The sequence below is a fragment of the Castellaniella sp. genome, from assembly GCF_034674885.1.
Lineage (GTDB): Bacteria > Pseudomonadota > Gammaproteobacteria > Burkholderiales > Burkholderiaceae_B > Castellaniella.
Map to the genome: position 1 here is coordinate 1 of NZ_JAUCDS010000048.1, position 5189 is coordinate 5189.

The window sequence follows — 5189 nt, forward strand, 5'->3', positions numbered from 1 at the left end:
ATCGTCGAACAGAACGTGCGGGCGGCGCTGTCGCTGGCCGACCGCGCCTATATCGTCAACAACGGACATGTGGTGTACGAGGGCACGCCCAAGGACCTGCATGAAAACGGCGAGATCATCGAGCGGTATCTCGGGGTCAAAGCCTGATTCATGCCGGCCCGGACGGGCGCTTTAGGGGGTCTCACATCCGTGGGGCCCTTTTTTTTCCCGGGTGTTAATCTATAGTCCGTTTTGTTTTCCTGCCTGTCGTCCATGTCCACCCCTTCCGGAACTGCTGCCGCAGACGATGATCTGCTGCAGTATGTCGCGTCCAGCCAGTTGCCCATGCCCTGGGCTGTCTTCCAGATCCACGCCTTTGTCGAGCCCTCTACGGGCAAGGAACACGTGGCCCTGACGCTGGGCGACGTCGGCAGCGACGAGCCCGTGCTGGCGCGCATCCATTCCGAATGCCTGACGGGCGACGCGCTGTTCAGCCAGCGCTGCGATTGCGGGGCGCAGCTGGAAGCCGCCCTGCAGCGCATTGCCGAGGAAGGGCGGGGCATTGTGATGTACCTGCGCCAGGAAGGCCGGGGCATCGGCCTGCTGAACAAGATCCGCGCCTATCAGCTGCAGGATCAGGGCGCCGACACGGTCGAGGCCAATGAACGCCTGGGGTTTCCGGCCGACCTGCGGCGCTACGACCTGTGCCGTCCCATGCTGGCGCACTTCGGCATCCGCAGCGTGCGCCTGATGACCAACAACCCGCGCAAGGAACGCGTGCTGTCCGACCTGGGCATCACGATCGCCGAGCACATCCCGTTGCAGGTCAACCGCAATCCCTATAACGAACAGTACCTGCGCACCAAGGCCCGCAAACTGGGCCATCAGTTCAAGGAATATTTCGGCGAGGCGCCCTGATCGGCGCCCCCGGGCGGCGAGTGCCACCGGCCTGTTCCTATGGATATTACTAATGGTGACGGATTTGTCTGCATGTTAAAAGACTGGCTGTTGCGAGTTCCTCCGGTCTCCCGTCATGGTCTTAGCACCCCAGTCGTCCCGCCTCCCGTGATGGCTCCCCTGCCCACGCCAGTTCATCCGCTCATGGACCAGGTTTCCGGTCTCCGGGCCGAGACGCTGCTGCCGGTCGAACCCTTTGACCGTTCTCACATTCTGGCGCTGCTGCGCCTAGGCGATTTCTCACAGGACGCGTTCCTGGCCACCGATGCCCAGGGCGGCATCGTCTACATGAACCGCAGCGCCGAACGGCTGTTCGGCTATCGGCGCGGGACTGCCATCGGCATGTCGGTCGACGTCCTGCTGCCGGAAATCGGCGACGTCAATGCCCGGCTGGACCAGGAAAGCGCCCGCAACACCCTGCTGTGGCGCGGCTGCGGCCAGCATCGCCAGTCCGGGGTGCTGCAATTGGCGGGCGCCGCCACCCACATTCCCTCGCCATCGGGGTACAGCCGCCTGTACGTCATGCGCCAGCGCCGCGTCGGCATGAACGACACAGGCCGCCGTGCCGAACTGGCGGCCCTGGTCTATCGCAACACCAGCGAAGGCATGCTGGTGCTGGATCCCAAGGGCTTCATCCTGGACGTGAACCCGGCCTTCGTCAGCCTGCGCGGCCGGTCCGAAGCCGACGTCATCGGCCGCCACGTCCGCTGCCTGAATTCCCCCTGCCACGACCGCGAGTTCTATCGCGCCATGTGGCGCGCCGTGATGGAGACCGGCAGCTGGCAGGGCGAGCACTGGGGGCAGCACGTCAATGGCGAACTGTATCCAGAATGGCTCAGCATCAATACCTCGTTCGGCGACGACGGCGAGGTTCATCGCCGGGTGATGATCTTTTCCAATATCGCCGAGATCAAGCAGGCCGAGGCCATCATCTGGAAGCAGGCCAATTTCGACCGCCTGACCGATCTGCCCAACCGTCAGATGTTCCATGATCGCCTGGAACAGAGCATCCGCAAGGCCCGCCGCAGCGGCGGGCGCATCGGCCTGCTGTTTCTCGATCTGGACCGTTTCAAGGAAATCAACGATACCCTGGGCCACGCCATGGGCGACGACCTGCTGAAAGAAGCCGCCCGGCGCCTGAGCGCTTGCGTGCGCCAGAGCGATACCGTGGCGCGGCTGGGCGGGGACGAATTCACGGTGCTGCTGGACGATGTGCGCGAACCGCGCGACGTCGAACGCCTGACGCGGTCCATCCTGCGCGCTCTGGCCGAGCCCTTCCGCCTGGGGGTGGAGACCGTGTTCGTCTCCACCAGCATCGGGGTGACGTTCTTTCCGGACGACGCCGCCGATGCCGAATCCCTGCTGAACAACGCCGACCAGGCCATGTATTCGGCCAAGGCCGACGGCCGCAACCGCAGCCGCTATTTCACTGCCTCCATGCAGGAACGCGCCCAGACGCGCATGCGACTGGTCAATGACCTGCATCTGGCGCTGGATCAAAACCAGTTCTCATTGCATTTCCAGCCCATCGTGGATCTCGGCGATGGCCGCGTGGTCAAGGCGGAAACCCTGCTGCGCTGGCATCATCCCGTCCGGGGCCTGGTGTCGCCGGCGGAATTCATTCCCCTGGCCGAAGAAACCGGCATCATCCGGGCGCTGGGCGACTGGGTGTTCTGCGAGGCCACCCGCCAGGCTGCCGAATGGCGCCAGCGCTTCAGCCAGGATATCCAGGTCAGCGTCAACATTTCTCCGGCGCAGCTGCGCCACGAAGGCCTGGACCTGGCATTCTGGGCGGCTCACCTGAACACCCTGGGCCTGCCCTCGAGCAACGTCATCATCGAGATCACCGAAGGCCTGTTGATGGATTCGGATGACGATCGCATCCGCCAGCAGCTCGAGGCCTTCCGGGGCGCGGGCGTGCAGGTGGCGCTGGATGACTTCGGCACCGGCTATTCCTCGCTGTCCTACCTGCGCAAATTCAACATCGATTTCCTGAAGATCGATCAGTCGTTCGTCGCCAATCTGCGCCAGGGCAGTGCCGATCACGCCCTGTGCGAGGCCATCATCCTGCTGGCCCACAAATTGGGGCTGCGCGTGGTGGCCGAGGGCATCGAGACCCCTCGACAGTACGAATTGCTGGCGGCGGCCGGCTGCGATTACGGGCAGGGCTATCTATTCGCCCGTCCCATGCCGGCGCATGCCTTCGAAGCCCTGCTGCAGGCGGGCACCGACATCCGCCCCGTGGCCGATCAGGGGCGGGCTGCCGCAGGCAGGGCGTCCGGGCGCTGATTCTTCAGGCAGTCCGGGGTGGCCGGCAGCACGGCCCAGTGCAGGTCGATCAGGCGGCCCTTGGGGCCGGACCAGGGGACTTGGTCCACGCCTTTCCAGGGCGCCGCATCGTACAAAGCCTGCACCCGGGCCGACGGTGCGGACCGTCCCTGAATGCTGTAGGCGACGAGGGCGCCGCAATGCAGCGCGGTGCCGGCGGCGAACCAGGGGGATTGCTCGTCGCTGGCGTCGATGTACACCTGGGTCTGCGGGCCGACGTTCACGGCGATGTTGCCGCCCAGCCAGGTGTTGGAGACGATGATGCGCAAGGGGCGGCCCGGCTGGTGTTCCTGCCAGTGCTGCACGGCCAGTGCCGCCAGCGCGGGGCCGGGGTAGGTGGAACGCGACGCCTGCCCCAGGGCCTGGGCCAGGGGGCCGCGCGCCGCCGCATAGCCCAGGGCCATGACCAGGTGCAGGCCCGCCACTATGATCAGGATACGGCGCAGTTGGACGGATTCGGGACCGCGCAGCCACCACAGGCCGTAGAAGCCGAACAGCACGAAAAAGGTACTGGCCCAGGAGGCTTCCAGCCGGGACCCCAGCACGGCCGAGATCACCACGGTCGACAGAAAGGGCGCCAGGCCGACCCACAGCAGGAACTGGCGGTCGGCCTGCGTGAAGTCGCCGATGTAGCGTGGGGCTGCCTGCGCCCCGGCGAAGGACTCGTCGTTGGCAGCGTAGCCGGGCGCGCGGTCGCCGCTGCGGCGGCGCCAGAGCGCCCAGGCGCCCAGCGCCACGATCATGGGGGCCAGGCGTCCGGCCTGGTCCAGCGAGAATGCCAGCAGGTCGCGCAGCGCCGCCAGGCGCCCGCCGGCCTGCAGCGAATCATCGGCGTACAGCAGCGGTTCGAAATGGTGCTGGTCCAGCCACCAGACATGCGGGCTGATCACTACGGCGAAGGCCAGGGTGGCCCAGCCGATACCCATCCAGACGCGCCGTTGGCGCCAGGCGCCGCTGCGCAGCAGGTACAGGAAAAAGGCGGCGAACTGGATCAGGGCGCTGTATTTGGTCAGCATGGCCAGCCCGCCGACGGCGCCCAGCAGCAGCCAGTCGCGCGTGCGCCGGTCGCGCAGGGCCCGGTAGAACAGCCAGATCGACGCGGCGATGGACCATAGCTGTGCCGTGTTGTGGTTGTAGATCGTGCCACGCAGGGAAAAATACGCCGTGACGGAAACCAGCAGGGTCGCCATCAGCGCTCGGCGGGGAGACGTCAATTCGCAGCCCAGTTTCCAGACGAACCACAGACCCAGGGCGGAAAACAGCTGCCCCATCAGAAAGGGCAGCCAGATGGGGCGCCCCAGCCATTCGGCGGCGAAGTGCATGAACCATGACGGCAGCGGCGGGTGTTTCGTGTAGCCCAGTTCCAGGCTGGCAGCCCAGACCAGTTCTTCCATGCCGTCCAGGTCGGGCGCGGAGTGGCTGATCCCACACAGAATCGTCCATAGGGCCACCATGCCCAGCAGGCACAGCCATACCAGCGCAGCCCCCGGAGGGCGCGCCAAGAGCGGGATGCTGGGACGTAGGGCCTGCTGCATGGGCGCCAGTATACCGACCCGCAGGGCACCGGGGAAAGGCCTGCCGGCATGCCGCTGCGTGGTACTATCGCCGCAGGCGGGCGCCGGGGCTGACGCGCGTCCGAATATCTTTTTGCACAGGTTTTCCCATGACGATTGAAGTCCCCATCATCCGCGCCCGTTCGGGGTCCAAATTCATCAGTCCGCAGGGCACCCGAGCCGTCAAGGACGGCATGCGGCCCAGCGATCTCACTGAAATCCCGGACTCCGCGCCCAAGCCCGCGTGGCTGCGGGTGCGGGTGCCGTCCGGCGCGCGCTACCAGGAAGTCCGCCAGATCGTCGAGACCCATCACCTGAATACGGTCTGCGCCGAATCCAAATGCCCGAACATCGCCGAATGCTGGGGGCGCG

At 65.9% G+C, this 5189-nt stretch carries 3 protein-coding genes and 1 pseudogene; 3 read left to right on the forward strand and 1 reads right to left on the reverse strand.

The window, feature by feature from the left end; genetic code table 11:
* Positions 1 to 252 precede the first annotated feature (252 nt).
* Positions 253 to 897: a GTP cyclohydrolase II gene (ribA, locus tag VDP74_RS15160; protein WP_323000473.1), complete on the forward strand. Its 645-nt coding sequence runs from the start codon at positions 253 to 255 to the stop codon at positions 895 to 897.
* A 183-nt stretch (positions 898 to 1080) separates the two neighbouring features.
* Entirely contained in the window at positions 1081 to 3225 is a 2145-nt protein-coding gene (locus VDP74_RS15165; RefSeq protein WP_323000474.1) for a putative bifunctional diguanylate cyclase/phosphodiesterase, read from the forward strand.
* Here the strand turns inward: VDP74_RS15165 and VDP74_RS15170 are convergent.
* Positions 3186 to 4766, reverse strand: a complete 1581-nt coding sequence (locus tag VDP74_RS15170; RefSeq protein WP_323000475.1) for a glycosyltransferase family 39 protein — start codon at positions 4764 to 4766, stop codon at positions 3186 to 3188. The two genes, VDP74_RS15165 and VDP74_RS15170, sit on opposite strands and share 40 nt — an antisense overlap.
* 161 nt (positions 4767 to 4927) lie before the next feature.
* Here VDP74_RS15170 and VDP74_RS15175 point away from each other — a divergent pair.
* Positions 4928 to 5189: pseudogene (locus VDP74_RS15175) on the forward strand (hypothetical protein); the annotation flags it as partial.